General features: G+C 70.6%; 18 protein-coding genes. 12 read left to right on the forward strand and 6 right to left on the reverse strand.

Annotated elements, in window-relative coordinates; translation table 11 throughout:
* Positions 1 to 10: 10 nt before the first annotated feature.
* The 9 genes from ACZ6ZP_RS09665 (at position 11) to ACZ6ZP_RS09705 (ending at position 10,528) form a co-directional block, all read left to right on the forward strand.
* Positions 11 to 1,381 (forward strand): ThuA domain-containing protein, encoded by a 1,371-nt coding sequence (locus tag ACZ6ZP_RS09665; protein ID WP_361461742.1) that lies wholly within the window; start codon positions 11 to 13, stop codon positions 1,379 to 1,381.
* A gap of 169 nt (positions 1,382 to 1,550) precedes the next feature.
* Complete coding sequence (locus tag ACZ6ZP_RS09670; protein WP_351160779.1) at positions 1,551 to 2,654, forward strand: inositol-3-phosphate synthase; 1,104 nt, start codon at positions 1,551 to 1,553, stop codon at positions 2,652 to 2,654.
* Between the two features lie 308 nt (positions 2,655 to 2,962).
* Positions 2,963 to 4,024 (forward strand): SCO3242 family prenyltransferase, encoded by a 1,062-nt coding sequence (locus ACZ6ZP_RS09675; RefSeq protein ID WP_469406242.1) that lies wholly within the window; start codon positions 2,963 to 2,965, stop codon positions 4,022 to 4,024.
* Positions 4,025 to 4,227: 203 nt separating this feature from the next.
* The gene (locus tag ACZ6ZP_RS09680; protein WP_351161659.1) at positions 4,228 to 5,166 is read left to right on the forward strand and encodes a sugar phosphate isomerase/epimerase family protein; all 939 of its coding nucleotides are present in this window, start codon (positions 4,228 to 4,230) and stop codon (positions 5,164 to 5,166) included.
* Positions 5,163 to 5,846, forward strand: a complete 684-nt coding sequence (locus ACZ6ZP_RS09685; RefSeq protein ID WP_351160782.1) for an EboA domain-containing protein — start codon at positions 5,163 to 5,165, stop codon at positions 5,844 to 5,846. Before ACZ6ZP_RS09680 ends, ACZ6ZP_RS09685 begins: the two co-directional genes overlap by 4 nt.
* Positions 5,846 to 6,694, forward strand: coding sequence for a TatD family hydrolase (locus ACZ6ZP_RS09690; protein ID WP_351160784.1), 849 nt, complete (start codon positions 5,846 to 5,848; stop codon positions 6,692 to 6,694). The genes ACZ6ZP_RS09685 and ACZ6ZP_RS09690 overlap by 1 nt, the downstream gene beginning before the upstream one ends.
* Before the next feature lie 3 nt (positions 6,695 to 6,697).
* Positions 6,698 to 7,867: a metabolite traffic protein EboE gene (gene eboE / locus ACZ6ZP_RS09695; protein WP_351160787.1), complete on the forward strand. Its 1,170-nt coding sequence runs from the start codon at positions 6,698 to 6,700 to the stop codon at positions 7,865 to 7,867.
* Positions 7,864 to 9,240 carry a nucleotide pyrophosphatase/phosphodiesterase family protein gene (locus ACZ6ZP_RS09700; protein ID WP_469406245.1) on the forward strand — a complete coding sequence of 459 codons (1,377 nt, stop codon included), beginning with the start codon at positions 7,864 to 7,866 and terminating at the stop codon, positions 9,238 to 9,240. The genes eboE and ACZ6ZP_RS09700 overlap by 4 nt, the downstream gene beginning before the upstream one ends.
* Before the next feature lie 118 nt (positions 9,241 to 9,358).
* The gene (locus ACZ6ZP_RS09705; RefSeq protein ID WP_351160792.1) at positions 9,359 to 10,528 is read left to right on the forward strand and encodes a sugar phosphate isomerase/epimerase family protein; all 1,170 of its coding nucleotides are present in this window, start codon (positions 9,359 to 9,361) and stop codon (positions 10,526 to 10,528) included.
* An 87-nt stretch (positions 10,529 to 10,615) separates the two neighbouring features.
* Here ACZ6ZP_RS09705 and ACZ6ZP_RS09710 read toward each other — a convergent pair whose 3' ends face one another.
* From ACZ6ZP_RS09710 to ACZ6ZP_RS09730, 5 genes are all read right to left on the reverse strand, one after another.
* The gene (locus tag ACZ6ZP_RS09710; RefSeq protein WP_469406247.1) at positions 10,616 to 11,992 is read right to left on the reverse strand and encodes an OFA family MFS transporter; all 1,377 of its coding nucleotides are present in this window, start codon (positions 11,990 to 11,992) and stop codon (positions 10,616 to 10,618) included.
* 1 nt (position 11,993) lies between these two features.
* On the reverse strand, positions 11,994 to 13,382 hold the full coding sequence (locus tag ACZ6ZP_RS09715; protein ID WP_361461728.1) for an OFA family MFS transporter: 1,389 nt from the start codon (positions 13,380 to 13,382) through the stop codon (positions 11,994 to 11,996).
* 125 nt (positions 13,383 to 13,507) lie between these two features.
* Positions 13,508 to 15,652 (reverse strand): acetate--CoA ligase family protein, encoded by a 2,145-nt coding sequence (locus ACZ6ZP_RS09720; protein WP_361461725.1) that lies wholly within the window; start codon positions 15,650 to 15,652, stop codon positions 13,508 to 13,510.
* A gap of 3 nt (positions 15,653 to 15,655) precedes the next feature.
* Complete coding sequence (gene frc, locus ACZ6ZP_RS09725; protein WP_351160803.1) at positions 15,656 to 16,888, reverse strand: formyl-CoA transferase; 1,233 nt, start codon at positions 16,886 to 16,888, stop codon at positions 15,656 to 15,658.
* Positions 16,889 to 16,900: 12 nt separating this feature from the next.
* Positions 16,901 to 18,595 (reverse strand): thiamine pyrophosphate-binding protein, encoded by a 1,695-nt coding sequence (locus ACZ6ZP_RS09730; protein ID WP_399974361.1) that lies wholly within the window; start codon positions 18,593 to 18,595, stop codon positions 16,901 to 16,903.
* A gap of 210 nt (positions 18,596 to 18,805) precedes the next feature.
* On the opposite strand from ACZ6ZP_RS09730, the gene sucC reads away from it, so the two are divergent.
* The 3 genes from sucC (at position 18,806) to ACZ6ZP_RS09745 (ending at position 22,554) form a co-directional block, all read left to right on the forward strand.
* Positions 18,806 to 19,945, forward strand: coding sequence for an ADP-forming succinate--CoA ligase subunit beta (gene sucC / locus ACZ6ZP_RS09735; protein ID WP_469406250.1), 1,140 nt, complete (start codon positions 18,806 to 18,808; stop codon positions 19,943 to 19,945).
* An 11-nt stretch (positions 19,946 to 19,956) separates the two neighbouring features.
* Positions 19,957 to 20,868 carry a succinate--CoA ligase subunit alpha gene (sucD, locus tag ACZ6ZP_RS09740; RefSeq protein ID WP_469406252.1) on the forward strand — a complete coding sequence of 304 codons (912 nt, stop codon included), beginning with the start codon at positions 19,957 to 19,959 and terminating at the stop codon, positions 20,866 to 20,868.
* Positions 20,869 to 20,985: 117 nt separating this feature from the next.
* A complete protein-coding gene (locus tag ACZ6ZP_RS09745; protein WP_469406253.1) occupies positions 20,986 to 22,554 on the forward strand; it encodes an aldehyde dehydrogenase family protein in 1,569 nt (522 codons plus the stop codon).
* A 59-nt stretch (positions 22,555 to 22,613) separates the two neighbouring features.
* Here ACZ6ZP_RS09745 and ACZ6ZP_RS09750 read toward each other — a convergent pair whose 3' ends face one another.
* Complete coding sequence (locus ACZ6ZP_RS09750) at positions 22,614 to 23,948, reverse strand: DUF2254 domain-containing protein (protein WP_366462646.1); 1,335 nt, start codon at positions 23,946 to 23,948, stop codon at positions 22,614 to 22,616.
* Positions 23,949 to 24,018 lie beyond the last annotated feature (70 nt).

Here is a 24,018-nt window from a genome sequence, read left to right on the forward strand (position 1 = left end):
AGGGGTCACCATGCGCGCATCCGCACGGATCGCCACCGCGAGCGCCGCGGCCGCCGTACTCATCGGCTGTGTGTCGGGCCCCGCGGCCTCCAAGCCCGAGCCCTCGGGTCCGAAAGCGGGCGAGAAGGTCCTGGTCTTCTCCAAGACCGCGGGCTTCCGCCACGACTCGATCCCCGACGGCATCGCGGCCGTCAAGGAGCTCGGCGCCGCGAACGGCTTCACCGTCGACGCGACCGAGGACGCCAAGGCCTTCACCGCCAAGAACCTCGCGCGGTACGACGCCGTGATCTGGCTCTCCACGACCGGTGACGTCCTCGACGCCAGGCAGCAGGCGGCGTTCGAGGGCTACATCAAGCAGGGCGGCGGGTACGTGGGCGTGCACGCCGCCGCCGACACCGAGTACGACTGGCCCTTCTACGGCGGGCTCGCGGGCGCGTACTTCCAGTCGCACCCCGCGATCCAGCCCGCGAAGGTCCAGGTCGAGGACCACGGGCACCCGTCCACGGCGCATCTGCCGGGGGTCTGGGACCGGACCGACGAGTGGTACAACTACCGCTCCAATCCCCGGGACCGCGCCCACGTCCTCGCCTCGCTCGACGAGTCGTCCTACTCGGGCGGCTCGATGTCCGGGGACCATCCCATCGCCTGGTGCCAGGACTACCAGGGCGGCCGCTCCTTCTACACGGGCAGCGGTCACACCAAGGAGTCCTTCGCCGATCCCGCCTACCGCACCCATCTGCTCGGCGGAATCCGCTGGGCGGCGGGCGCGGCGCAGGCCGACTGCCGTCCGGAGAAGGGCTACACGCCGATCTTCGACGGCACGGCGAAGTCCCTCGATGCCTGGAAGCAGGCGGGCCCCGGCTCGTTCGAGCTGAACGAGGGCGACGGGACCCTGACGACCGTCGGCGGCATGGGCATGCTCTGGTACGACGGGGCGAAGGAGCTCGGCTCCTACTCCCTCAAGCTGGACTGGCGCATGGACGGCGACGACAACTCCGGGATCTTCGTGGGCTTCCCGCCCTCCGACGACCCCTGGTCGGCCGTGAACAACGGCTATGAGATCCAGATCGACGCCACCGACGTCCCGGAGAAGACCACGGGCTCCGTCTACGGCTTCAAGTCCGCCGACCTGAAGAAGCGCGACAAGGCGCTGAATCCGGCGGGGGAGTGGAACACCTACGAACTCCGGGTCGAGGGCGAACGCCTTCGGATCTATCTCAACGGAGTGAAGATCAACGACTTCACCAACACGGATCCGGCGAGGAGCCTCAAGGACGGTCACATCGGCATCCAGAACCACGGCGCCGACGACCAGGTCTCCTTCCGCGACATCCGGGTGAAGGACCTGCCGGCCCGCACCGCCACCGGCGGGGGCCGCTAGACGACGGCGGGCGGAGGACGCCGGACCTCCGCCCGCCGTCTTTCTTCCCTGCGCGTTCGCGCGCGTACGACAGGAGGCAGCCGTGTCCAATTCACCTTCCCCCTCTTCCACCTCTCCTTCTGTTGGTGGTCCGTCTGCCGGTGGCCCGTCTGCCGGTGGTTCCACCGGGGTGTGGCTGATCGGGGCACGCGGTTCGGTCGCCACGACGGCTGTCGCGGGGTGCGCGGCCGTGGCGGCGGGGCTGCACCCGCCGACCGGCATGGTCACGGAGACCCCGCCGTTCACGGACTGCGGTCTGCCAACGTTGTCGTCGCTCGTCTTCGGCGGCCACGACACGGTGGAGTGCCCGCTGCCCAAGCGGGCGGAGCAGCTGGCGGCCGGGGGCGTACTGCCGCACGGCGTCCCCTCGGCGGTGGGCGCGGAACTGGCCGCTGCCGACGCGGAGATACGCATGGGCGGACCGCGCCGCGGCGGCTTCGACACCAGGACGGACGAGGAACTGATCGAGTCCTTCGCCGCCGACCTGCGCGATTTCGTACGCCGCCGGGGGCTCGCCCGTGCGGTGGTGGTGAACGTGGCGTCGACGGAACCCCTGCCGGAGGAGGGCGAGGGGCGGCTGCCCGCCAGCTCCCTCTACGCGGCGGCGGCGCTGCGGGCGGGCTGCCCGTACGTGAACTTCACCCCGTCGGCGGGCCTGCACCACCCGGCACTCGCCTCGGTGGCCACCGCGTCGGGGCTCCCCTACGCGGGGCGCGACGGCAAGACCGGCCAGACGCTCCTGCGCTCGGTCCTCGGGCCGATGTTCGCCCAGCGTGCGCTCGCCGTGCGGGCCTGGTCCGGCACGAACCTCCTGGGCGGCGGAGACGGAGCGTCCCTCGCCGACCCGGCCGCGGCGGCGGCGAAGAACGCGGGCAAGGAACGGGTGCTTGCGGACACGCTGGGCTCCGCCCCGGAGGGCGAGGTCCACATCGACGACGTCCCGTCGCTGGGCGACTGGAAGACGGCCTGGGACCACATCGCGTTCGACGGCTTCCTCGGCGCGCGGATGGTCCTGCAGACGACCTGGCAGGGCTGCGACTCGGCCCTGGCGGCACCTCTGATCCTGGACCTGGCCCGCCTGCTGGCCCGCGCCCACGAGCGGGGCCTGTCAGGGCCTTTGGGGGATCTTGGCTTCTACTTCAAGGACCCGGACGACGGCTCCTCGTCGGCGCTGGCGGAGCAGTACGCGGCGCTTGTGGGGTTCGCGTCGCGGCTGCGGGGGGCTTCGGTATGAGGGGGGCGGACGGCGTGTCGGACGGGGTGCCGGAGGGCGCCGGGTCCGGGGCTGGTGAGGGTGAGGGATCGCGGGGCGGCCGGGGGGACGGCGTGAGTGAGGCTTCCCGGGGACTGCGTCTTGTCGGCGGTACTGCTCCGGGTGCTGGAGATGGGCGTGCGGCTGGTGATGGGCGTGCGGCCGTTCGCAGTGGCGGCACGGGCGAGGCGCCGCGCGGTGGGTTTCGCCCGGGTGCTCCGGGTGCCCTCGGTGACCTGGGCGCCGGTCGTGACTGGGCCGAACTGCTGCGTGTCTCCGCCCTGTTCACCGTGCCCGGCGACGCCCTCGCCGGCGCCGCGGCGACGGGGCTGCGGCCCAACCGCCGCACCCTCCTCGCCATCGCCGCCTCTCTCTCCCTGTACGAAGCGGGCATGGCCCTCAACGACTGGGCGGACCGGGAGGAGGACGCGATCGAGCGGCCTCACCGTCCGTTGCCGTCGGGTCGCATCGCCCCGTCGGCCGCGCTGGGCGCGGCGGCGGTCCTGACGGCAGGGGGCCTGGCTCTGGCCGCGGCAGCGGGTCGCCCCGCGCTGACGGTCGCGAGCGGCCTGGCGGCCACGGTATGGGCGTACGACCTGGGGTTGAAGCACACCCCGGCGGGCCCGGCGGCCATGGCCGCGGCCCGCTCCCTGGACCTGCTCCTGGGGGCGGCGGCGACGACGTCGTCCGCGAAGCCCTCGGTGAGGCTCGCGACCACTTCCGGGACCGGCCCTGGCTCCGGCCTTCGCGCGGCGGCGCCCACCGCTCTGGTCCTGGGCGCCCACACCCTCGCGGTGACCGCGGTCTCGCGCCGCGAGGCGCAAGGGGGTTCCACGGTGGCCCCGCTGTGCGCCCTCGCGGCTACAGCAGGGCTCGCGCAACTGCTCGCCCGAAGCGGTGCCGGTGGCACAGGCGCAGGCGCAGGCACAGGCACAGGCGCAGGCGCAGGCGCCGCACCGAGCACTGAAGCCGGCACCCCTCGACTCCCGGCAGGCCGCGTGACCGCAGCCACCCGCGGTCTGCCGGGCTTCACTTCGGGGGAGCTGACGGTGGGCCGTCGGGTGGGCCGCCCGGTAGGCCGGAGGGCGGGCCGAGTGCGGACCGGCGCCCGCGGGGTCGTCCAGGCCGCGCTCGCCGCCACCTACGCGGCCACCGCCGCACGCCCCCTCTTCCACGCCGCGCTCAACCCCTCCCCTCAGCTCACCCAGCGGGCGGTCGGCGGCGGCATCCGAGCCATGATCCCGCTCCAGGCCGCACTCTCCGCCCGCAAGGGCGCTCTGGGCTCCGCCCTGCTGACCGCCGCCCTGGCCCCGGCAGCCCGCAAGTTCGGCAGGAAGGTGAGCGTCACGTGACGAAGACGGCGAACGGGGGAGACACCCCGAACGGCGGCCCGGTCAGCGCGCCGCAGGCCGCCCCGCGGCCCCCCGCAGCAGGAGGCGCCCCCGCGACCCACGGAAGCAGCGGGCCCCAAGCGCACCAAGGACCCCAAGCGGACCAAGCAGGCCAAGCACCCCAAGCGGACCAAGCACCCCAAGCCCCCCGGGCGGGCAGGCCGCTGTCGACGGCGCGGCCCGGGACGGCACCCGGCGCCGACCCCCCGCACCCCTTCCGCTTCGGATACGGCACCAACGGGCTGACCGACCTCCGCCTCGACGACGCCCTCGGCCTCCTCGCCGACCTCGGCTACGCGGGCGTCGGACTCACCCTCGACCACATGCACCTCGACCCGCTCGCCCCCGACCTCGCCGCCCGCACCCGCCACGTGGCCCGTGGGCTGGAGCGGCTCGGTCTGACGGCGACGATCGAGACCGGCGCCCGCTACGTGCTCGACCCGCGCCGCAAGCACGGCCCCTCGCTCCTTGACCCCGACCCGGACGCGCGCGCCGCCCGAGTCCGCCTGCTGGTCCGCGCCGTCCAGGTCGCCGCCGACCTGGGCGCCCACGCCGTGCACTGCTTCAGCGGCATCACCCCCGAAGGCACCCCCGAGGACACCGCCTGGCAGCGCCTCGCCGAGGCCATCGGCCCCGTACTGGACGCCTCGTCCGGCGCCGGCGTACCGCTGGCCATCGAACCCGAACCCGGCCACCTCCTCTCCACGCTCGCCGACTTCCACCGGCTCCGTCACGCCCTGGGCGATCCCCAACTCCTGGGCCTCACCCTCGACATCGGCCACTGCCAGTGCCTCGAACCGCAGTCTCCCGCCGACTGCGTACGCGCCGCCGCCCCCTGGCTGCGGCACGTCCAGATCGAGGACATGCGCCGCGGCGTCCATGAACACCTCCCGTTCGGGGACGGAGAGATCGACTTCCCGCCCGTCCTCGAAGCCCTGGCCTCCACCGGCTACCAGGGCCTCACCGTCGTCGAACTGCCCCGCCACTCCCACGCGGGCCCCCAACTGGCCGCCCACTCCATCGAGTTCCTGCACAAGGCGGCCACGGAAGCGGTCCGCGCCGCCCCGGCCGCCCCCATCGCAGCCAGAGGAGGAACCCCGTGACCGACACCCCCGTCATCGACGACCTCCGCACCCGTCTGGAAGCCTCCCTCGACGGGGCCGCCCGCGCCTGGCTGGACCAGGCCACCGCGGAGGCCGTCGCCCACCCCGGGCGACCGGAGCAGCGTCCGGCCCCCGTCTGGGAGCTGCGCTTCGCCGAAGCCGGACGCCGTTGCGGCCAGGACCACGCCGACGCCGCCCGCGTGCTGCTCCTGCACGCGGCCGACGCGGACCCGGCCACCCTCACCCGCGTCTACGAACAAGGCACCGCGGCCGAGCGCCGCGCCGTCCTGCACGCCCTGCCCCACCTGGTCCAGGGCCCGCAGGCGCTGCCCCTGGTCGAGGACGCCCTGCGTACCAACGACACCCGGCTCGTCGCCGCCGCCGTCGGTCCGTACGCCGCCCGGCACCTCGCCCCGCACGACTGGCGCCACGCGGTGCTCAAGTGCCTGTTCACGGGCGTGCCCGTGGAGGCCGTCGCCGACCTCGACCGCCGCGCCCGCGCCGACGCCGAGCTGGCCCGCATGCTCGGCGACTACGCCGGCGAACGCACCGCCGCCGGTCGCACCGTCCCCGGCGATCTGCACCGCGTCCTGGCCCTGGCCGCCCCTGCGGCCCCCTCGGCCGCGGCAACGCCCCCGGCCCCCGCGACCCCTTCCACCGGCGAGGAGCAGGAGTCCTGATGCGCATCTTCGACCCCCACATCCACATGACGTCCCGCACCACCGACGACTACGAGGCCATGTACGCCGCAGGCGTCCGTGCCGTCGTCGAGCCCGCGTTCTGGCTGGGCCAGCCCCGCACCTCACCCGCCTCGTTCTTCGACTACTTCGACTCCCTCCTGGGCTGGGAGCCCTTCCGCGCGGCCCAGTACGGCATCGCCCACCACTGCACCATCGCCCTGAACCCCAAAGAGGCGAACGACCCCCGCTGCACCCCGGTCCTGGACGAGCTGCCGCGGTATCTCATGAAGGACAACGTCGTCGCCGTCGGTGAGATCGGCTACGACTCCATGACCCCGGCCGAGGACGCCGCGCTCACCGCCCAGCTCCAGCTCGCCGCCGACCACGAGCTGCCCGCGCTCGTCCACACCCCGCACCGCGACAAGCTCGCCGGACTGCGCCGCACCATCGACGTCGTCCGGGAATCCGCACTGCCCCTGGACCGGGTCCTGATCGACCATCTCAACGAGACCACGGTCAAGGAGGCCAAGGACAGCGGCTGCTGGCTCGGCTTCTCCGTCTATCCCGACACCAAGATGGACGAGGACCGGATGGTCGCCATCCTGCGCGACCACGGGCCCGAGCGGGTCCTGGTCAACTCGGCGGCCGACTGGGGCAAGAGCGACCCGCTCAAGACCCGAAAGGTCGCCGACGCCATGCTCGCCTCCGGGTTCACCGAGGACGACGTCGACCTGGTGCTGTGGCGCAACCCGGTCGCCTTCTACGGACTCAGTGGCCGACTCGCGCTCGATGTCACGGACACCGAAGCCACCCACGAGGGCAATTCCATCCTCCGCGGCGGGGCGTGAGCCATGCGCTTCCGGCACCCCGACGGCAGCGTCGTCCACCTCTCGTACTGCACCAACGTCCACCCCGCCGAGACGCTCGACGGCGTCCTCGCGCAACTGCGGGACCACTGCGAACCCGTACGCAAACGGCTCGGCAGGGACCGCCTGGGCATCGGCCTGTGGCTCGCCAAGGACGCCGCGCACGCCCTGGTCACCGACCCGGCCGCGCTGCGCGGCCTGCGCACCGAACTCGACCGGCGCGGTCTTGAGGTCGTCACCCTCAACGGCTTCCCGTACGAGGGTTTCGGCGCCGAGGAGGTCAAGTACCGCGTCTACAAGCCGGACTGGACCGACCCCGAGCGCCTCTCCCACACGACCGATCTGGCCCGCCTCCTTGCCGCGCTCCTCCCGGACGACGTCACCGAAGGCACCATCTCCACCCTTCCCCTCGCCTGGCGCACCCCCTTCGACACCACCCGGGCCGAGGCCGCCCGCGCAGCCCTCACCGCGCTCGCCCAGCGCCTCGACGCCCTCGCGGAGCTGACCGGCAAGTCGATCCGCATCGGCCTCGAACCGGAGCCGGGCTGCACCGTGGAGACCACGGGCGACGCCATCGCCCCGCTCACCGCCATCGGCCACGACCGCATCGGCGTCTGCGTCGACACCTGTCACCTCGCCACCTCCTTCGAGGACCCGCAGGCCGCGCTCGACGCGCTCGCCGCCGCGGGCATCCCCGTCGTCAAGTCCCAGCTCTCCGCCGCCCTGCACGCCGAACACCCCCATCTCCCCGGAGTCCGCGAGGCCCTCGCCGCCTTCGACGAACCCCGCTTCCTGCACCAGACCCGCACCCGCACCGCCGCCGGACTGCACGGCACCGACGACCTCGGCGAATCCCTCGCCGGCGACGTCCTGCCCGAGACGGGGCCCTGGCGCGCCCACTTCCACGTACCCCTGCACGCGGCTCCCGCGCCGCCCCTCACCTCCACGCTCCCCGTGCTCAAGGACACCCTCGCCCACCTGGTCGGCGGCCCCGAGCCCCGCACCCGCCACCTCGAGGTCGAGACCTACACCTGGCAGGCGCTGCCGCCCGAACTGCGCCCCCGCTCCCGCCCCCAGCTCGCCGACGGCATCGCCGCCGAGCTCACCCTCGCCCGCGATCTCCTGACGGACCTCGGCCTCAAGGAACTCCCATGAGCCCCACACCCCTCCTCGTCCTGGACGTCGTCGGTCTCACCCCCCGTCTCCTGGACCACATGCCCCGCCTCAAGTCCCTGGGCCGGTCCGGCTCCCAGGCCCCGCTGGGCACCGTCATGCCCGCCGTCACCTGCGCCGCCCAGTCCACCTTCCTCACCGGCACCACCCCGGCCGAGCACGGCATCGTCGGCAACGGCTGGTACTTCCGCGAGCTCGGCGACGTACTCCTGTGGCGCCAGCACAACGGCCTCGTCGCGGGCGACAAACTGTGGGACGCGGCCCGTCGCGCGCACCCCGGCTACACCGTCGCCAACATCTGCTGGTGGTACGCCATGGGCGCCGACACCGACATCACCATCACCCCCCGTCCCGTGTACTACGCCGACGGCCGCAAGGAACCCGACTGCTACACCCGGCCCCCGGACCTGCACGACGAACTCACCGAGAAACTCGGCACGTTCCCCCTCTTCCACTTCTGGGGCCCGGGCGCGGACATCGTCTCCAGCCGCTGGATCGCCGACGCCACGCGCCACATCATCAGCACCCGCCACCCCGACCTGGCCCTGTGCTACCTCCCCCATCTCGACTACGACCTACAGCGCTTCGGCCCCGACGACCCGCGCTCCCACCGGGCCGCCGCCGAACTCGACGCGACCATCGCCCCCCTCCTCGACGAGGCGAAGGCCGAAGGCCGCACCGTCGTCGCCCTGTCCGAGTACGGCATCACCCGCGTGGACCGCCCCGTCGACATCAACCGTGCCCTGCGCCGCGCGGGCCTGCTCGAAGTGCACACCCAGGACGGCATGGAGTACCTCGACCCCATGACGTCCCGCGCCTTCGCCGTCGCGGACCACCAGATCGCCCACGTCTACGTGCGCAGGCCCGAGGACCTGGAGGTCACCCGCCAGGCCCTGGCCGACCTGCCCGGCATCGAGCAACTCCTGGACGACGAGGGCAAGAAGGCAAACGGCCTCGACCACCCGCGCTCGGGCGAACTCGTCGCCGTCGCGGAGCCGGATGCCTGGTTCACGTACTACTACTGGCTCGACGACGCCCGCGCGCCCGACTTCGCGCAGCTCGTCGAGATCCACCGCAAACCCGGCTACGACCCCGTCGAGCTCTTCATGGACCCGCTCGACCCGTACGTGAAGGTCAAGGCGGCGAAGGCGCTGGCCCGCAAGAAGCTCGGCATGCGCTACCGCATGGCGGTCGTGCCCCTGGACCCGTCACCTATTCGCGGCAGCCACGGCCGCCTTCCCTTGAGCGACGACGACGGTCCGCTCATCATCAGCTCCACCCCCCATGCGCTTCCCGACCGGATCGCGGCCACCGCCGTGAAATCCCTTCTGCTGGACCTGGCCGGCCTGGGCTGAGGCGCACCTCGCCCCAGCACCCCTCCGACCAGGAGCAGTTACTAAGAGTGAAACATGCGTCACTGACAACGCGCCAGTGGCCTCCGCCCGCACGTCCAAGAGCCCAAGAGAGGCACCCGTGACCGACATCCACGAGACTCCCGCCGCCGACGAGGCCCTCAGACAGCGCCTCGGCATCGAACGCCGCCGCTTCCTCAGCACCTGCACCGCCGTCGCCGCGGGAGCGATCGCCGCGCCCGTGTTCGGCGCGGCGCCGTCCTTCGCCCAGTCGCCGGGCCACGGACACGACCACGGCCACGGCGGTCACGGCCGCGAGCTCGTGCCCGCGAAGAAGCGCGGCATCATCCTCTACACCGTCCGTGACGCCACGGGCCGCGACCCGCTCGCGAGCACCCTGCCCTCCGGCTTCCGCGAGGTGTTCAAGGAGCTGGCCCGTTACGGCTACAAGCAGGTCGAGTTCGCGGGCTACGGCCAGCACGCCAACGCCCCCGGCGGCGCAAGTCTGGAGTCCGTCGCGGGCGCCAAGCTGCTGCGCTCCTGGCTCGACGAGTACGGCCTGCGCGCCCAGGGCAACCACGGCTTCATACCGGGGTCGTGGCCGCTCTCGCAGCCCGACCTCGACACGTTCAAGAAGCACCTGGAGATCGCCAACATCCTCGGCATGGACCACATGGGCACCGGTGGCGACCCCACCAACAGCTCGTACAAGGCCGACTGGGACGTGGCCGCCGACAAGTGGAACGCCATGGGCGCCATCGCGCGCAAGGCCGGCATCAAGCTCTACACCCACAACCACGACGCGGCGTACGGCTTCCTGCTCGACGGCGGCCCGCTCGACGCGCAGGGCCGCCCGACCCGCAGTTCCGGCATCCGCAGGCTGGAGTACTTCCTCAAGGCCACCGACCCGAGGTCGGTCTGGCTGGAGATGGACATCTACTGGGCGCACGTCGCGCAGTACAAGTTCCACACGTACACCGCGCACGACGGCTCCCAGCGCAAGAAGGTCTTCGACCCGGCAGCGCTCGTCAGCCGCAACAACAAGCGCTACCCGCTCTTCCACGCCAAGGACGGCACGCGCAACGACACCAGCGGTGAGGGCTACGACATGGTGGCCTTCGGCGAGGGCGTCATCGACTACCGCACCTTCTTCAGCCGCGTCGGCGAGAAGAACTACCACAACCCCATGGTCGAGCAGGACAACGCGCCCAGCGGCACCGACCTCGGCCAGTCCCTGAAACTCGCGAAGATCGGCTACGACAACCTGGCCGCCCTGCGCAAGAAGCGCTGACAGGAGGCGCTGAACCGCCCGCACACACAGCTCTCGCCGCGCGGAGGCCGCGCGGCGAGAGCTGTGTGACGTCACGGGGATCGGGGATCAGGCGGGCGCCGGTGCCCGCTCCCGCCCCGGCTGCCGGAGCAGCAGCGCGACGGCCGCGGCCAGCATGGAGATGCCGCCCGCGAGGGCGTAGGCGCCGTTGTAGCCCCACGCGGCCACCACCATCGAGCCGAGTCCGCCGCCGAACAGGCCGCTGATCAGCTTGCCGCTGTAGACGAGCCCGTAGTTGGTGGCGTTGTAGTTCTCCCCGAAGTAGTCCGGGGTCAGCGCCGCGAACATCGGGTAGAACGCGCCGCCGCCGAATCCCGAGAGGAACGCGAAGACCAGGAACAGCCACTCGCTGTGGATGTCGCCCGCCCAGATCACACCGAACTGGGAGAGCCCGAGGACCAGGATCACGAACACCAGGGTCGCCTTGCGGCCCCAGAGGTCGGAGAGCCAGCCGACCACTCCGCGTCCGATGCCGTTGATGACGGCCATGAGCCCCATCGACGTCGCCGCGACGAGCGGTCCGAAGCCCACCTCCTTGGCGAAGGCCACCTGGAAGGAGATCCCGAAGATGGACACCCCCGCGGTCATGACGAGCGTGAACCACATCAGGGGCAGCATCCCCGTTCTGATGGCCTCCTTCGGGGTGAACTGACGCACGGCGGGCGGGTTCTTGGCCAGACTCGCCGCGTCCTTCGAGGCGCCCGACTTCTCCATCGGGTCCACGTCGGAGGGCCACCAGTTCTTCGGCGGGTCCTTGAAGAAGAAGGCGCAGGCCAGGACGACGACGAGGATGTACGCGCCGATCAGGTCGAGGACGCGGTGGTAATTGGCCGTGTCGAACGCGTAGTTGAAGATGAAGATGAACGGCAGCGAGCCGTAGGCGAATCCGCCGTTGACGAACCCCGTCTTCGCGCCGCGCCGTTCGGGGAACCACTTGGCGACCATGTTGATGCAGGTCGCGTAGACGAGGCCGGAGCCCACGCCGCCGATGACGCCGAAGCCGATGATCGCGAGCCATACGTTGTGCAGGTGTGACAGGGCGAGGAATCCGGTCAGGCACATGAACGACCCGATGTACATGGCGTTCCGTGCCGTCAGGACGCCCTTCTCGCGCATCCATCCGGCCGGGAACGCTATGCCGGCCTGGAAGAAGACCCAGACACTCAGAATCCAGAAGGTGTTGGACTGCGTCCAGCCGTGGGCGTGGGACAGGGTGTCCTCCGCCGAGCCGAAGGCGTACTCGAAGACGCTGATGGCCATCATCGCGATCCACGGCAGGTACACCATGATCTTGCGGGAGTGGCCGAGTATGTCCCGGTCCGTCTCGCCCACGCGATAGACGCGGCCGTGCTCGTCGGTGATCTCGCGATAGGGGGTGCCGCTCTCCGGCGCCTTGTCTCTTGCGGCGATGGGCTCCGCCGTCATGTCAGGCCATCTCCTCACCGAGGGGTTGCGGATTGGGTTTGATGCCTTTGTCCTTGGGCCTTCCCGGCTGGGAAAGGAAGAGCGCGATGAAGCCCGCGAACAGGGAAATGGAGCCGGCAAGGGTGAAGGCCCCGGTGTGGCCCCAGTTGGCCACCACGACGGCCCCCATTCCGGAGCCGAGGAGCCCGGACACCAGCTTGGAGCTGTAGACCAGGCCGTAGTTGGAGGCGTTGTTGTTCTCGCCGAAGTAGTCCGCCGTCATCGCCGCGAACATCGGGAAGATGGCGCCGCCTCCGAAGCCGGAAATACTGGAGAAGATCAGGAACAGCGGGAGGTTCTTGATGTCGGCGGCCCACAGGATGCCGTACTGGGAGAGCCCCAGGACGATGCAGACGAATATCAGGCAGCGTTTGCGTCCGTAGAGGTCCGACAGCCAGCCGATGACGCCTCGGCCGGTGCCGTTGACGATCGCCTTCAAGGACATGGCCGTGGCGACGATTCCGCCGGCGAATCCGGCTTCCTTTCCGATGTCCACCTGGAAGGCGATGCCGAAGATGTTCACGCCCGATGTGCACAGCAGGCAGAACCACATCAGCGCGACCCGTCCGGTCTGCCACGCCTCCTTGGGCGTGTACTGCCGCACGGCGGGCGGGTTCATCGCGAGCGCGCGCCTGGCCCGTGGGTCGTCCGGCGGCCGCAGCGGGTCCACGTCGGCCGGCCACCAGTTCTTCGGCGGGTCCTGGAAGAAGTAACCGGCCACGGCGACCATCGCCGCCAGGAAGAGGCCGACGCTCACGAGCACCCAGCGGAAGTTCGTCAGGTCCATGAAGCCGGTGAAGATGAACACGAACGGAACCGACCCGTAGGCGAATCCGCCGTTGACGAATCCGGTCTTGCCTCCCTTTCGTTCGGGGTACCACTTGCCGACCATGTTCACGCAGGTCGCGTACACCATGCCGGCGCCCATTCCGCTGAACATGCCGAAGCCGACGTAGGCGACGACGACATGGGGTGCGAACGCCAGTGACACATAACCCAGCAGCGTCCCGACGGCGCCGCACATCATCGCCCAGCGCGCCGGAAGCCTGCCGCTCTCACGCAGTTTGCCCGCCGGGAAGGCCACCGCGGCCTGGAAGAAGACCCAGACCCCCAGCATCCAGAAGATGTGGGTGTCGCCCCAGGAGTGCGCGGTGTGCAGGGTGTCCTCGGCCGACGCGAACGCGTACTCGGCCGAACTGATTCCCATCATGCCGATCCACGGCAGGATGACCATCCACTTGCGCCTGCGGCCCATGATGTCGATGTCGGTCTCGCCGACTCGGTACATCCGGCCGTTGGCGTCCGTCACCTCCCGGTACGGGACGGCTGTGGGTATGTCGGTTGTCGTCATGTCGCTCTAGCACCCCTTGCGTCGAAAAGATCCTGGCCAGCGCCCCCTGTCCAATTCCTTTCGTGTGCGCACGGGTCCCGGGGCCGGCCGACGCGCACCGCCGGCCGGCCCCAACACCGGTCACCTCATCGACCGCCCCCCAACAGACCGGCCGCACGGGCCCACCGGTATTTGGCGCCGAGCGCGGCCACCGGCTTCTCCGTCGTGTACGGGTACGCCACGACGCCCCGCTCGAAGAGGTACTGGCAGGCCTCCTCCACCTCGACGTCGCCCGCCAGGGATGCCACGACGGGCTTCTCGATGCCGCGCTCACGGAACTCCGCGACCACCCGGGCCGTCAGCTCGGCGAAGACCATGGGAGGGGTGACGATGGTGTGCCAGTAGCCCAGGACGAGCGCGTGGATGCGCGGGTCCTCCAGGCCGAGCCTGATCGTCGCCTCGTACGTCGACGGCGGCTCGCCCCCGGTGATGTCGACGGGGTTGCCCGCCGCCCCGAAGGGCGGGATGAACGCCTTGAAGGACGCGTCCAGGTCGTCGGGGATCTCCATCAGGCGCAGCCCGTTGTCGGTCACCGCGTCGGAGAGCAGCACGCCGGAGCCGCCCGCACCCGTGATGATCACGATGTTGTCGCCCTGCGGGGTGGGAAGCACCGGCAACGCGCGCGCGTACTCCAGCATCTCGTTGAGCCCCGGGGCCCTGATGACGCCCGCCTGCCTGAGGATGTCGTCGTACACGGCGTCGTCGCCCGCCAGGGCCCCCGTGTGCGATCCGGCGGCCTTCGCCCCGGCGGCCGTACGCCCGGCCTTCAGGACCACGACCGGCTTCTTGGGGACGGTCGCCCGCGCGGCCTCCACGAAGGCGCGGCCGTCCTTGAGGTCCTCCAGGTGCATGGCGATGCACTTCGTGTTGGGGTCCTCGCCGAACCACGTGAGGAGGTCGTCCTCGTCCAGGTCGGACTTGTTGCCGAGCCCGACGATCGCCGAAACGCCCGTCTTCGTAGTGCGCGCGAAACCGAGGATGGCCATCCCGATGCCACCGGACTGGCTCGTCAGGGCGACCCCGCCCTTGACGTCGTACGGCGTGCAGAACGTGGCGCACAGGTCCTGCCACGTCGAGTAGTAGCCGTAGATGTTCGGGCCGAGCAGCCGCACTCCGAGCCGCTCGCCGATCTCCACGATCTCGTCCTGGAGGCCCTGTTCACCGGTCTCGGCGAACCCGGAGGGGATCAGGACCGCATTGGGGATGCCCTTGCGGCCCACCTCCTCCAAGGCCGATGCCACGAACTTGGCGGGGATCGCGAAGACCGCCACATCCACCTCACCGGGAACGTCCGTGACACTCTTGTACGCCTTGCGGCCCAAGATGTCATCGGCCTTGGGGTTCACCGGATGGATCTCGCCGGAGAAGCCGCCGTCGATGAGGTTGCGCATCACCGAATTGCCGATCTTGCCCTGCTCGTTGGAGGCACCGATCACGGCGACCGAGCGCGGCTCCATCAGCCGCCGCATCGACGTGAGCATCTCCTCGCGCGTGTACGTGCGGCGCTTCTTCTGAACCCCTTCGGAGAGGATGACGCGGATGTCCGCGGCGATGGCCCCCTCCGGAGTGGCGATCACCGGGTTGAGGTCCACCTCCGCGATCTCGGGGAAGTCGGTGACCAGTTGGGAGACCCGGCGTATCTGCTCGGCGACGGCCCACCGGTCCACCGCCGGCGCGCCCCGCACCCCGCGCAGGATCTCGGCCGCGCGGATCGAGTCGAGCATCGAGGCGGCCTCGTCCGCGTCGACCGGCGCGAGGCGGAACGTGACGTCCTTGAGGACCTCGACGAGCACGCCGCCGAGCCCGAAGGCGACGACTTTCCCGAACGTCGGGTCGGTCACCGCCCCGACGATGACTTCCTGGCCGGAGGGCAGCAGTTCCTGCACCTGCACGCCCTCGATGCGTGCCGTCGGCGCGTACGCCCGCGCGTTCTCGACGATCGTGCAGAAGGCGGCCCGTACGTCGGTGGCGCCCTCCACGCCGACGATGACGCCGCCCGCGTCGGTCTTGTGCAGGATGTCGGGGGAGACGATCTTCATGACGACGGGCCCTTCGAAGCGGGCCGCGTGCGCCACCGCCTCGTCCACGTCCGTCGCCAGTTCCTCGCCCGGCACGGCGATCCCGTAGGCGTCCGCGAGGATCTTGCCCTCCGGGGCCGTCAGCGAGGTCCGTCCCTCGGCGCGCACGGTGTCCAGGAGCGCCCGCACCGTCAGTGCGCGGTCTTCGGCCATCAATCAGATCACTCCGTTCGACTTGAGCAGGCGCAGTTCCTCGTCGCCGAGGCCGAGCTCACCGACGAAGACCTCCGCGTTGTGCTCGCCCAGGAGCGGCGAACTGACCACGTCCACGGGGGAGTCCGACAGCTTCAGCGGGGAGCCGACCGTCGTGAAGGAGCCGCGCTGCGGATGCGCGACCTCGACGACCATCTCATTCGCGGCCAGCGAGGCGTCCTCGATGATCTCCTTGGTGGAGAGGATCGGGCCGCAGGGGATGTTGTGGGCGTTGAGCCGCTCCAGGACCTCCCACTTGGGGAGCGTGGCGGACCACTCCTCGATCAGCTGGAACATCTTGCCGAGCTTGGGGAGCCGCGCCTCCGGAGAGGCCCACTCGGGGTCCTGGGCGAGTTCGGGCCGGCCGATCAGCTCGGTCAGCGGCTGCCAGCCCACGGGCTGCACGATGACGTACACGTAGTCGTTCGGTCCGCCGGGCGCGCACTTGACCGCCCAGCCGGGCTGTCCGCCGCCGGACGCGTTGCCGGAGCGCGGCACCTCGTCCCCGAAGTCGTCGTTCGGGTACTCGGCGAGCGGCCCGTGCGCCAGGCGCTGCTGGTCGCGCAGCTTCACCCGGCACAGGTTGAGCACCGCGTGCTGCATGGCCACGTTCACGCGCTGCCCGCGGCCGGTGTTCTCCCTCTGGAAGAGGGCGGCGAGAATCCCGGCGACGGCGTGGATGCCCGTCCCGGAGTCACCGATCTGGGCGCCCGTGGCGAGCGGCGGACCGTCCTCGAAGCCGGTGGTCGACATGGAGCCGCCCATGGCCTGTGCCACCACTTCGTAGGCCTTGAAGTTGGTGTAGGGGCCCTCTCCGAAGCCCTTGATCGAGGCGTAGACGATCCGCGGGTTGATCTCCTGGATGCGCTCCCAGGTGAACCCCATCCGGTCCACGGCTCCCGGGCCGAAGTTCTCGACCATCACGTCGGAGCGCCGGATCAGCTCGGTGAGGAGCTCCTTGCCGCGCTCGGTCTTGGTGTTGAGGGTGATGCTCCGCTTGTTGCAGTTGAGCATCGTGAAATAGAGCGAGTCGACGTCCGGAAGATCACGCAGCTGTTTGCGCGTGATGTCCCCGGAGGGCGCCTCCAGCTTCACCACGTCCGCACCGAGCCAGGCGAGCAGTTGGGTGGCGGAGGGCCCGGACTGGACGTGTGTCATGTCGAGGACGCGTACGCCCTCAAGAGCCTTGGTCGTCATCGCACGGGCTCCTCACTTGTACATGGTCTGGTTCATGGTTCCGGGGGCGTACGCGTCCGGGTCGACCCATACGTTGATCAGCGAGGGCTTGCCCGACTCGCGCGCCCGCCGCAGCGCCGGGCCGATGTCGGCGGGGTCGCGGACCTCTTCGCCGTGACCGCCCAGCATCTGGGCGAACTTGTCGTAGTGGACGTCGCCGAGGGTGTTGCCGATGCGCTGGCGCTCCTCGCCGTACTTGGCCTTCTGGCCGTAACGGATCTGGTTCATCGAGGAGTTGTTGCCGACGATCCCCACGAAGGGCAGGTTGTAGCGGACGAGCGTCTCGAAGTCCCACCCGGTCAGCGAGAAGGCGCCGTCTCCGAAGAGGGCCACCACCTCCTTGTCGGGCCGCGCCTGCTTGGCGGCGAGCACGAAGGGGACGCCGACGCCGAGCGTGCCGAGCGGTCCGGGGTCCATCCAGTGGCCGGGCGACTTGGGCTGCACGACCTGCCCGGAGAAGGTGACGATGTCGCCGCCGTCGCCGATGTAGATGGAGTCTTCGGTAAGGAAGTCGTTGATCTCGCTGACGAGACGGTAGGGGTGGATCGGCGAGGCGTCGGACTTCAGGTTCGGCAGCCGCTTCTCGATCGCCGTCTGCTCGGCGGCGCGCAGCTCGTCGAGCCACTCCTTGCGCTTGGCGGCACCGCCGTTGAGCCGCCCGGACGCGGCCTCGGTGACCGACTTCAGGATCAGCCCCGCGTCACCGACGATGCCCAGGTCGATGTCCCTGTTCTTGCCGACGGTGCGGTAGTCGAGGTCGATCTGTACGACGGTGGCGTCCGGGGAGAGCCGCTTGCCGTAGCCCATGCGGAAGTCGAAGGGCGTGCCCACGATGACGATGAGGTCGGCGTTGGAGAAGGCGTACCGCCGCGAGAGCTGGAAGTGGTGCGGGTCCCCGGGCGGCAGGGTGCCGCGGCCGGCGCCGTTCATGTAGGCGGGCACGTTCAGGGTGCGCACGAGCTCGATGGCGGATGCGGTGCCCCGTGTCGTCCACACCTGGCTGCCGAGCAGGATCGCGGGCTTCTCGGCGTGCACGAGCAGGTCGGCCAGCTTCTCGATGGCCTCGGGGTCGCCGGCCGAGCGGGTGGAGGCGCGGTACTGCCCGGCCTGCGGCACCCGCGCCTTCTCCACCGGCACCTTGGCGTCCAGGACATCGCGCGGGATCTCCAGGAAGGACGGCCCCGGAGCGCCGTGGTAGCACTCGCGGAACGCCATCGACACCATGTCCGCGGCCCGCGCCGTGTCCGGCACGGTCGCGGCGAACTTGGTGATGGGCGTCATCATGTCGACGTGCGGGAGGTCCTGAAGTGACCCCATCTTGTGCTGGGTGTGCGCTCCCTGGCCGCCGATCAGCAGCATGGGGGACTCCGCGCGGAAGGCGTTCGCGACGCCCGTGACGGCGTCCGTGGTTCCCGGTCCCGCCGTCACCACGGCGCATCCCGGCTTTCCGGTGAGGCGCGCGTAGCCGTCGGCCGCGTGGGCGGCGACCTGCTCGTGGCGCACGTCGACGACATCGATCCCCTCGTCGACGCAGCCGTCGTAGATGTCGATGATGTGGCCGCCGCACAAGGTGTAGATGACCTCCACACCCTCTGCTTTGAGTGCCTTGGCGACCAGGTGCCCACCGGAGATGTGGGTCTGGTTCGTGTCGCTGCTGCCGTCGGGCATGGCGAAGTCCTGTCCCTTCGTAGGGGAGTTGGAGCGCTCACACACGCTCACACGCTGCTCGTAGGTGCTCTCGCGGTAGATTGCATACAGTCGACGAATACTGTATGAAGCTTGTTATCCCGCATCCGGTCAGTGGTGTCCAGGGGGCGTGCGGCACTTTTCGGAGGCGGGGGGTTCGCTCCCCGGAACGACAAGGCGTCAGGAGCCGGAATGGACCTGTTCGAGCACCAGGCAAGGGAACTCTTCGAGGAATACGGCATCTTGGTGCCGCAAGCGGAGGTCGCCGACACGGCGAAGGAGGCACGCGCGGGCGCCGAACGCCTGGGCGGCCGCGTCGTCGTCAAGGCTCAGGTGAAGACCGGCGGGCGCGGCAAGGCGGGCGGTGTGAAGGTGGCGGCTGACCCGGCCGCCGCCGAGATCACGGCACGCCAGATCCTCGGCATGGACATCAAGGGCCACACCGTGCACAAGGTGATGCTGGCCCAACCCGTCGACATCGAGAGCGAGTTCTACGTCTCGTACGTACTGGACCGCGCGGCGGGGCGCTTCCTCGCCATCGCCTCCGCCGAGGGCGGCATGGAGATCGAGGAGGTGGCGGCGAGCCGCCCCGAGGCCGTCGCGCGCGTGGAGATCGACCCGACGCAAGGAGTGGGCGAGGCGAAGGCGGCCGAGATCGCCGCCGCGGCGGGGCTGCCCGAAGCCGCCGCCGACGTACTGGTCAAGCTCTGGCAGGTGCTGATCCGCGAGGACGCGCTCCTGGTCGAGGTGAACCCCCTCGTCCGCACCACCCAGGGAGAGATCCTTGCCCTCGACGGCAAGGTCACCCTGGACGACAACGCCCGCTTCCGCCAGGCACGCTGGGGCGCCGACGACTCCGCGCACGACGACCCGCTGGAGTCGGCCGCCGCCGCCAAGGGCCTCAACTACGTGAAGCTCGACGGCGAGGTCGGCATCATCGGCAACGGCGCGGGCCTGGTCATGTCGACCCTCGACGTGGTCGCGGGCTGTGGAGCGCGCCCCGCGAACTTCCTCGACATCGGAGGCGGCGCCTCCGCCCAGATCATGGCCGACGGCCTCTCCGTCATCCTCTCCGACCCCGCCGTCAAGTCCGTCTTCGTCAACGTCTTCGGCGGCATCACTGCGTGCGACGCCGTCGCCGACGGCATCGTCCAGGCCCTGGAATCAGTCCAGTTGACCAAACCCCTCGTCGTCCGCCTCGACGGCAACAACGCCGCGCGCGGTCGCGCCATCCTCGACGAGCGCTCCCACCCCCTCGTCCAGCAGGCCACCACCATGGACGGCGCCGCGCGCCGGGCCGCCGAACTCGCCGGACACACCAACGCAGCCTAAGGAGCCGGGACATGGCGATCTACCTCACCAAGGAGAGCAAGGTCCTCGTCCAGGGCATGACCGGCGCCGAGGGCATGAAGCACACACGCCGCATGCTCGCGGCGGGCACGGACGTCGTCGGCGGCGTCAACCCCCGCAAGGCGGGCCGCACCGTCGACTTCGACGACCGTGCCGTCCCCGTCTTCGGCTCCGTCCGTGACGGCATCGAGGCCACCGGCGCCGACGTCTCCGTGGTCTTCGTGCCGCCCGCCTTCTGCAAGGCGGCCGTCACCGAGGCGGCCGACGCCGGGATAGGCCTGGCCGTGGTCATCACGGAGGGCATCCCCGTGCACGACTCCGTCGCCTTCCACGCGTACGCCAAGGAGCGCGGCACCCGCGTCATCGGACCCAACTGCCCCGGGCTCATCACCCCGGGGCAGGCCAACGCGGGCATCATCCCCGCCGACATCACCAAACCAGGACGCGTCGGCCTGGTGTCGAAGTCCGGCACCCTCACCTACCAACTCATGTACGAGCTGCGCGACCTCGGCTTCTCCACCTGCGTCGGCATCGGCGGCGACCCCGTCGTCGGCACCACGCACATCGACTGCCTCGCCGCCTTCGAGGACGACCCCGACACCGAACTGATCGTCCTCATCGGCGAGATCGGCGGCGACGCGGAGGAACGCGCGGCCGCCTACATCCAACGCGCCGTCACCAAACCCGTCGTCGCCTACATCGCCGGCTTCACCGCTCCCGAGGGCAAGACCATGGGGCACGCGGGCGCCATCGTCTCCGGATCGTCCGGCACCGCCCGCGCGAAACAGGAGGCCCTGGAGGCCGCCGGGGTGCGCGTCGGCGCCACACCGACGGAAACCGCCCGCCTCGTTCTCCACCGGCCCGGATTCTCAACCGACTCGGGGCGTGACGTCACTCATAGGTGACAGGCCCCGACTGCACTAGCGTCCCCCAGCACATACGCGCGGACCGCGAACCGAGCGGCGCCGTGCGAGCCATGCACCTCCCGCCCCGACTTGTGCACCGTGAGCGGAGAACCTCGAATGGCACCCACCCTCAACCATCCCGCCCTCACCAACCCCCTCGTCCTCAAGGCCGGTACGGCCTGGGCCGAGGCCTGGCGACGCTGCGTCGCCGTCGCGCCCGAGGCCTTCCGCGACGACCGCGTCCTGAACCTCTGGAACGGGACCTGGCACGCGGACGGCCGGACCCTGCCCGCCACCTCCCCCGTCGACGGCAGCCCCATCGCGGGCCCGCCACGCCTCGACGCAGCCACCGCCCACCAGGCCGTACGCGCCTCGCTCGACCAGCACCGCGCCTGGCGCCACGTCCCGTTGGAGGAGCGGCGCGCCCGCGTCGCCGCCACCCTCGACGCCCTCACCGAACACCGCGAACTGCTCGCCCTCCTCCTCGTCTGGGAGATCGGCAAGCCCTGGCGGCTGGCCCAGGCCGACGTCGACCGGGCCATCGACGGCGTGCGCTGGTACGTCGAGGGCATCGAGCCGATGCTCGAAGGCCGGACCCCGCTGGATGGCCCGGTGTCCAACATCGCGAGCTGGAACTACCCGATGAGCGTGCTCGTTCACGCGGTGTTGGTACAGGCACTCGCGGGCAACGCGGTCATCGCCAAGACCCCGACCGATGGCGGCGTCGCCTGTCTGACCCTGGCCTGCGCCCTGGCCGCCCGCGAAGGGATTCCCGTCACCCTCGTCAGCGGCAGCGGGGGAGAGCTGTCCGAAGCGCTGGTCCGCGCCCCGGAGATCGGCTGCGTCTCCTTCGTCGGCGGACGTGACACCGGCGCCGCCGTCGCCACCGCCGTCGCCGACCTCGGCAAGCGGCACATCCTCGAACAGGAAGGACTCAACACCTGGGGCATCTGGAACTACAGCGACTGGGACGCGCTCGGCGCCGTCGTCCCCAAGCTCTTCGACTACGGCAAGCAGCGCTGCACGGCGTATCCGCGCTTCGTCGTCCAACGGAGCCTCTTCGACGAGTTCCTCGCCGCCTACCTCCCGGCCGTACGCACCGTCCGCGTCGGCCACCCCCTGGCGGTCGCGCACGCCGAAGACCCGTTCCCGCAACTGGACTTCGGCCCGCTGATCAACGCGGCCAAGGCCAAGGAGCTGGGCGACCAGGTGACGGAGGCGATCGACCGCGGAGCCGTGCCGCTGTACCGCGGCGCCCGGTCGGCGGACCTCTTCCTGCCGGGCCAGGACACGGACGCGTACGTCCACCCCGTCACGCTCCTCAACCCGCCCCCGTCCTCCCCGCTGCACCACGCGGAGCCGTTCGGCCCGGTCGACACCATCGTCCTGGTCGACACGGAGGCAGAGCTGCTCGCTGCCATGAACGCGTCGAACGGCGCGCTGGTCGCCACGCTCTCGACGGACGACACCGCGACGTACGAACGGCTCGCACCGCAGATCCGCGCCTTCAAGACGGGCCACGGCAAGCCCCGCTCGCGCGGCGACCGGGACGAGCTGTTCGGCGGGTTCGGCGCGTCCTGGCGCGGCGCGTTCGTCGGCGGTGAGCTGCTTGTGCGGGCGGTCACGCACGGCCCGGCGACGGAACGGCCACCGGGGAACTTCCCCAGCTACCACCTGATGGCGTGAGCTCCTCGGCGTGAGCTCCTGGGTGTGAGCTCCTTCACCGACCGGCAGGGGAGAGGCCCCTAGCCGATGCCCTGCCGGTCGGGCAGCAGGGCGAACGCGCGGTCCGCGGCCTCCGGGACGGTGCGTTCCACCGCCTGCCCGAGCAGCTCCCGGTGGCGCAGGAGCGGCTTTCTGCGCTCCTCGGGCGCGAGCCGCAGCAGATCGTCGAGGCCGGCCAGCATGCGCCGGGTCACCTGCGGATTGCCGATGGCGCACCCCCGGATCTCGGTGAACCCGAGATCCACCAGAGCGGTCCAGTCCGGCACGGGCTGCACCATCCGCACCGCCCCGCGCCGGTCGCGGTGGCGCAGGGCGCCCAGCGGATATCCGGCGACCGACGCCAGGAACTGGATGATGCGGTCCAGGGCCTGCACGGCGGTGGTCGGATCGTTCACCGCGGGGGACAGGGCCCGCAGGGCGATGTCCGCGAGCTGGCGGAGACCGAAGCCGAGGTCCTGGTGGAAGGTGCGCTCCACGCTCACCGACACCGTGTACCGCAGCGCGCGCGGCGGCGGCGCCGCCCCGCCGTGGACGGTGAACACCGGGGTCCCCGGCACCACGAAGTCCCCGATGCGCGGCAGCAGCCGCAGCACCACACCGTGCCGTCTCGCCGCCCGCACGACCCGGGCGATGTGCACGTCCCGCAGCACTCCGGCCCGCCCGTGGTGAGTGATCCGGGCGGTGACGGGGCCGAGGCGTTCGTCGTCCACCGCGCCTTCGGTCGGGTGCTTCACGGCCACCCGCAGCGACTCCCGGGCGATCCGGTCGATGACGAAGCTGATCCGCATCATGCGGAGCGTGCCGTTCACGTACGCGACGAACAGCAGCAGACTCAGGAACACCATCGCCATCGCCAGGACCGACTCGACCAGCGGCACGCTCGTCAGCCGCCGCGGATCGGTCTCGCTGTCGAAGGACGTCAGCGTCATCAGGGAGAACAGGAACGTCGCCAGGAAGACGGTGAGCGTGATCTTGGTGATCCGCGACCTGACGTACAGCCGCACCACTCGCGGGCTGAACTGCCCGCTGGCCATCTGCACGGCCACCAGCGAGATGCTGAAGACGACACCGATGAAGGTCATCATGGCCGAGCCGATGGTGCTGATCACCGCCTTGGCGTCGTCGGCGATCCCCATCAGGCTCTCGACGGTGTCGTAGTCCCCGGCGTCCTGCGCCGCCGCCACGATCCGGCTGTCCAGCTCCGCCGCGGCCACCCACAGCACCATGGCCCCCACGAGCCCGGCGGTCGGCGCGAACCACATGGTGTCCCGCAGATGCTCGCGCAGCGGGGACAGCAGCCGAGGCCGCCGCACCTTCACGTCACCGAGCACTCCAGTAATCAGCCCGTCACTCATGGTGAGACTGTAGATGTGGCGGAGAGGGCCGCCGGGCATCCGCCCGCCGACGTACGGATAACGCAGGTGA

The sequence above is a fragment of the Streptomyces sp. NPDC054047 genome (genome assembly GCF_055585065.1).